The sequence below is a fragment of the Alkalibacterium iburiense genome (genome assembly GCF_039521845.1).
GTDB lineage: Bacteria > Bacillota > Bacilli > Lactobacillales > Carnobacteriaceae_A > Alkalibacterium > Alkalibacterium iburiense.
On the sequence record NZ_BAAACW010000147.1, the window covers coordinates 1 to 4,996 of the forward strand.

Sequence of the window (4,996 nt, forward strand, 5' to 3'; positions counted from 1 at the left end):
ATTTACCAGATAATCACTGATTATTTATTTTACCCATTTATAGCCCTTAAAAAGGGTTTCTTTTTCAGCACCCTCATGACTACCTACCCTCCTTTTTTTAGTGTACATAATCAGATGAGGTGATGATATGAAACAAGAAACAACTAAAACGAATGTATTAATTGTTGGAGCTGGGTTGGCAGGATTATCAGCTGGAAAAGAACTAAACAAGTTAGGAATGAATTATACTATTGTTGAAGCAACCGATCGGCCGGGTGGGAAAGTGTGGAGTCGACAGTCTCAGAAGGGAGAGTATTCCTTTGAGATGGGGGCTCAATTTATTAATCCAGACATGACTGAAATAGTCGAATTAATAAAAAAAACGGGGATGACTCTCGTTAAAACAATAGATTCAGCCCACTCGGTTCATATTGATGACGAAAAAAATGTGCCGATTGACTCGATTATAGATGAAGCGACACAAACATTTGAAGACATAGAATTAAAAAAAGACCAACCCCTATCGAAAGGTTATGAAAACATAAATGACGAATGGACTAATGATGTACTCCGTAGTACTTTGACAGAGTTTGTCAATGTAAATATAGAAGACTTGAGTAGTATCGGTGTGAGTTCCTTGCTGGATAGTTACGATTCTGATGGTGACGATATGACCCATCAATCTTCTGGTCCTTTAAAAAACGTTGTCCAGTATTTAGAGAATCTATCTAAGTCTGTTATTCACTATAAAAATCCTGTCCAGTCAATTAAAAAAACTGAAGATAAGTATGTCGTACAAACAGAATCAGGCCAGGTCTATGAAGCAAGAGCTCTCATACTCGCCGTTCCGCCAACAGCCGCCAGTCGGATAGAGTTAAGTGAAGAGTTGGCTAATCATTATCAACCGCTTCTTGATAGCTACACGGATGGAGCAGTCATTAAACAGAGCTTAGTTTATAATCATCCCTTCTGGCATGCATTCTTTAATGATGAGAAAAGGGTAAAGGGGGTCATTTACACACAATCGATTGGTTTTAATCTATCCGATACCACAACAGAGACAAGTCAACCGCGCCTTACTTTGTTTATCGCTGGAGATAAAGCGAAAGAACTGGCTCGACTAACTCGGGAACAGCGGGACATATATGTTATGAGTCGACTAGTAGAAGTCTTTGGAACGGATGCCCAAGACTATATAGATTGGAATGAAGATATCTGGGTTGAACACCCCTATTACGGAGGCGGTTATGGTGCACAACTAGTGTATGGTAAAGACCCATATGCTGGAGAAAAACTAAGTAAAGTCTTTGATAAATGCATTATGGCCAATACGGAAGTGGCTCCTAAGTTTAAGAACTTTATGGAAGGGGCCATACGGTCGGGGCAGACGGCTGTAAAAGAGATAAGTCAGCTGCTTTAGTTATTAAAAGTAAGTAATTGATTCTATAAAATGGTATAGTAAAAGTAAGATTAGATGGAAGGTTGGATGAATGGATGAGATTAAGTGTATTAGACCAAGCCCCGATTACGAGCGGGAATACAGGTCAAGGAGCGATTGAAAAAGCAGTAGAATTTGCTCAAAAATCCGAAGAACTAGGGTATTACCGCATGTGGATGGCAGAACACCACGGAAGTGAAGCCTTTGCCAGTTCTGCCCCGGAAATCATTACAGCCTATATTGCGCTAAGACCCAATCGATTCGTTTAGGAACTGGCGGAACGATGATGATGCATTATTCCCCTTTAAAGATGGCAGAAGTATTCAAAACGTTAAGTGCGCTGGCTCCAGGTCGAATCGATTATGGTGTCGGACGGGCACCAGGCGGCGATCAGCATTCGATATATGCTCTATCCCAAGGTAATCAGCCGGATTTTGAAAATCTATATGATAAGCTGAGCATCACACTGGAGTTGATTAAAGACGAGATTCCAACAGAGCTTATCTACAGTCGGACCATTGCTTCCCCTCAAAATATAGAGCTACCTGAAGCTTGGCTGCTTGGTTCAAGTGGAAACAGTGCGATTCAAGCTGGGAACTTAGGTATGGGGTATTCCTTTGCCCAATTCTTTATGCTGGGAGCCATGCGTGAAGAAATATTCAATTTATACCGTGAACGATTCGTGCCGTCAGAATTTATGGAAAAACCCGAAATCAGTGTGGCTTATTTAGTGACAACAGCTGAAACAAAAGAAGAAGCGGAATTTCAAGCGAAACCTCAAGATATTTCCCGCATACAGTTGAGTCAAGGACGCATGGATAAACTCATGACGCCGGAACAAGCCAAGGATTACAAACTATCTGATGCTGAATTAGAAGGAATCAAACAGAATCGTGAAATCCATCTGGTTGGTACTCCAAAAGAAATTGCGGATAGATTAAGACAAGATCAGGAAACGTACGGCTTCCAGGAAGCGATGATCTGTAGTATTTCTCACAGCCAGGAACAACGGTTAAAAACCTATGAATTGTTAGCAAAAGAATTACTTTAGGAAAGAGAGTGTGTCAGTGATGAAAGTCAAATTAATTGAACCCTTACGCGTACCAAAAGAAACAATAGAAAAGTTAGCCCAACCAATATTAGATAAAGGGCATGAGTTCGTTTACTATGAAGACAAAACGACGGACCCAGAAGAGCTATATGAACGAAGCAAAGACGCCGATGTTTTAATGATAGCCAACAACCCTTTACCAAACGAAGTGATTGACAAACTGGATCAGACCAAGCTTATCAACGTTGCTTTTACAGGACTGGACCACGTAGGCAGCCAAGCGCAAGATAAAGGCATCAAGGTAATCAATGCCGCCGGTTATTCTGACCAATCCGTAGCTGAACTCGTCATAGGCCTGACATTAAATGTCTACCGAGCCATTTCTCAAGGCAATCAAGATATTCGAAAAGATGATTTCCCCGGAATGGTTCAGGGTCAGGAAATCAAAGGAAAAACAGTCGGCATTATTGGAACAGGCAATATCGGTCTGCAAACGGCCCGCTTATTTAAAGCCTTCGGAGCAGAGTTAATCGGTCACAGCCGAACGGAAAAAGAAGAAGCTAAAGAACTCGGTATGACTTATGTCTCTTTGGATGAACTCCTCAAAGAAAGTGACATCGTCTCCCTTCATTTGCCTTTAAATGAGGAAACAAAACACACCCTTTCTAAAGATAAGCTGGCGCTGATGGAAGAAACAGCCATTTTAATCAATTGTGCCCGCGGGCCGATTGTTGATAATGATGCCTTAGCAGAACAGCTGAACGAGGGAAAATTAGCTGGTGCAGGAATTGACGTATTTGATATGGAACCTCCTATTCCGAGCGACTACGCACTACTGCATGCGAAAAACGCTGTTCTCACTCCGCATGTTGCGTATTTGACCGACGAAGCGATGGTTAACCGAGCCCATATTGTCTTCAACAATACTCTAGCTTACCTGGACGGAAAATTAAATTAACCTAATCAACCCGAGACACTTAACTGACTGTCTCGGGTCTTTTATCGTCATATTTAGACGTTCAAGTCATTTAAATGGAAGATTGGTTCAAAAAGTGAGAATATGATTCTATATATTACTGTAAGGTGGGATAATTATGGCAGATAAAAAAGGAGAATACCGCTTATTAGCGGAACAAATTATAGAAAGAGTAGGAGGAGAAGATAACATATCCAATGTCATTCATTGTGTCACACGTCTCAGGTTCTATCTAAAAGATGAATCTGTTCCGAATGACAAGGAAATTGAGACCCTTAAAGGTGTACTCGGAGTGGCTAAGGGAAGTGGACAATATCAAGTCATTGTGGGTCAGCAAGTGGATGACATTTATAAAGAAGTTGAGTCATTCCTTTCTTTGTCTGAAGAAGATGTACATACAGAGCAAAGAAAAGAAGACGAATCATTCATTGATAAAATAAAACGAGCAGGGAATGGCTTGATTGGGGTCATTACAGGCTCAATGATGCCAATTATTAGTATATTAGCTGCTTCAGGTATTATTAAAAGTATTTTAGCTTTATTGACGACATCCGGTTTGGTTGAGGCGACCGGGACATGGTATTTAATCATTGATGCGATGGCTGATGCCGTCTTCTTCTTCCTCCCAATTCTGATAGGCTATAATGCCGCTAGAAGACTAGGAGGCAACCCCGTTTTAACCGCTGTTGTAGGGGGAGTCATCATATACCCATCCATATTGGAAGCCGCAGATAGTGGGATGAATATATTGACACTGGGATCAGTAGAGTTCCCATTTGTATCCTATACCTATTCCATCTTTCCAATGATATTAGCGGCATGGCTGATTAAGAAATTGGAACAATGGTTAAAAACATGGGTACCAACCGTTATTCAGTCTTTATTTATTCCCATAGTCGTTATTGGTCTAGTCTCCACCATCACCTTTGTTATAACAGGACCGGTTATCACGTGGCTGTCTCTAGGTATGGCGACAGGTTTAGAAAGCTTCCTTGGTTGGAATGCGGCTATTTCAGCCGCCATTATCAATGGCTTTTATCAGATCTTAGTCATCTTCGGATTGCATTGGGGGATTATCCCGATTTATGTCAATGATTTCGCGACACTCGGGTACAGTTATTTTTCAGCTATAGTCAGTATGACCATTGTTGGACAAGGCGGAGCAGCTTTAGCTGTTGCTGTTAAATCCAGGAAACCAGAGTTGAAAGAAATTGGGTATGCAGGGGCAATATCTGCTTTTTGTGGCATTACGGAACCTGCCATCTACGGAATCAATCTTCGCTTCCGTCGTCCCTTTATCTGTGCGAGTATAGCCAGTGCGATAGGCGGTTTCTTCACAGGGTTACTACGTGTAAACATGTGGAGTATTATTGGGTCTATTATTGGCTTGCCTTCTTACATTGATCCAGAACAGGGGATAAATGCGAATTTTTGGTATGCAGTTATGATTACATTTTTAACCCTCGGCTTAGCTTTTCGTATTTCCAAAAATTTTGTTTATTTTATAGTTTATTTCTTCGTTTATTGCTTGTAAATCAATCTTTTACACAAA

General features: G+C 41.0%; 3 protein-coding genes and 1 pseudogene. All 4 read left to right on the top strand.

The features are described from left to right. Nucleotides 1-127: 127 nt before the first annotated feature. The 4 genes and pseudogenes from ABDZ53_RS11450 to ABDZ53_RS11465 all read left to right on the top strand — a co-directional run bounded on the left by ABDZ53_RS11450 (nt 128) and on the right by ABDZ53_RS11465 (nt 4,978). Nucleotides 128-1,399, top strand: coding sequence for a flavin monoamine oxidase family protein (locus tag ABDZ53_RS11450; protein WP_343756647.1), 1,272 nt, complete (start codon nt 128-130; stop codon nt 1,397-1,399). A 74-nt stretch (nt 1,400-1,473) separates the two neighbouring features. Continuing rightward, nucleotides 1,474-2,468, top strand: a pseudogene (locus tag ABDZ53_RS11455) (LLM class flavin-dependent oxidoreductase). Nucleotides 2,469-2,487: 19 nt separating this feature from the next. Further along, on the top strand, nt 2,488-3,426 hold the full coding sequence (locus ABDZ53_RS11460; RefSeq protein WP_343756649.1) for a 2-hydroxyacid dehydrogenase: 939 nt from the start codon (nt 2,488-2,490) through the stop codon (nt 3,424-3,426). A gap of 136 nt (nt 3,427-3,562) precedes the next feature. After that, nucleotides 3,563-4,978 carry a PTS transporter subunit EIIC gene (locus tag ABDZ53_RS11465; protein ID WP_343756648.1) on the top strand — a complete coding sequence of 472 codons (1,416 nt, stop codon included), beginning with the start codon at nt 3,563-3,565 and terminating at the stop codon, nt 4,976-4,978. Nucleotides 4,979-4,996 lie beyond the last annotated feature (18 nt).